We start from the raw sequence: 534 nt of genomic DNA on the forward strand, positions 1-534 counted from the left end.
GTGCACCGATGTGGAGTTGTTGCGGGCGCATGTGAGTGGTCGGCGGCATGCGTTCGCCGAGTTGCTGCGCAGGCATAACGATCATCTGTGGCAGACGGCGTTGCGTACGTCGTATACGCGTGAGGACGCTGCTGATTCGTTGCAGGATGCGTTGTTGTCGGCGCATCGCACGGCGGGGGCGTTTCGTGCGGAGTCCCAGGTGCGTAGTTGGTTGCATGCGATCGTGGTGAACGCGTGCCTGGATCGGATTCGTCGCAACAAGACCAGGCGCGCGTTGTCGTTGTCGCCGGAGTCGATGCCCGAGCCGAGGGATGAGCGCGATGAGATGGCGGCGGTGGAGATGTCGATGGTCGTCGATCGTGCGTTGTTCTCGTTGCCGCCGGAGCAGCGGACGGCGTTGGTCGCGGTGGATGTGGAGGGGTATAGCGTGGCCGAGGCGGCCGCGTTGCTGGGTGTGCCGGAGGGAACGATCAAAAGCAGGTGCGCTCGCGGACGGCAGCGGTTGAAAGAGCAATTGGATTATCTGCGTGATCC

General features: G+C 63.1%; 1 protein-coding gene. It reads left to right on the forward strand.

The features are described from left to right. Window positions 1–534: RNA polymerase sigma factor SigM (sigM, locus tag ON29_RS29550; RefSeq protein ID WP_040871367.1), on the forward strand; the 534-nt coding region annotated here is incomplete at both ends.

It is taken from the genome of Nocardia exalbida NBRC 100660, from assembly GCF_000308575.1.
Lineage (GTDB): Bacteria > Actinomycetota > Actinomycetes > Mycobacteriales > Mycobacteriaceae > Nocardia > Nocardia exalbida.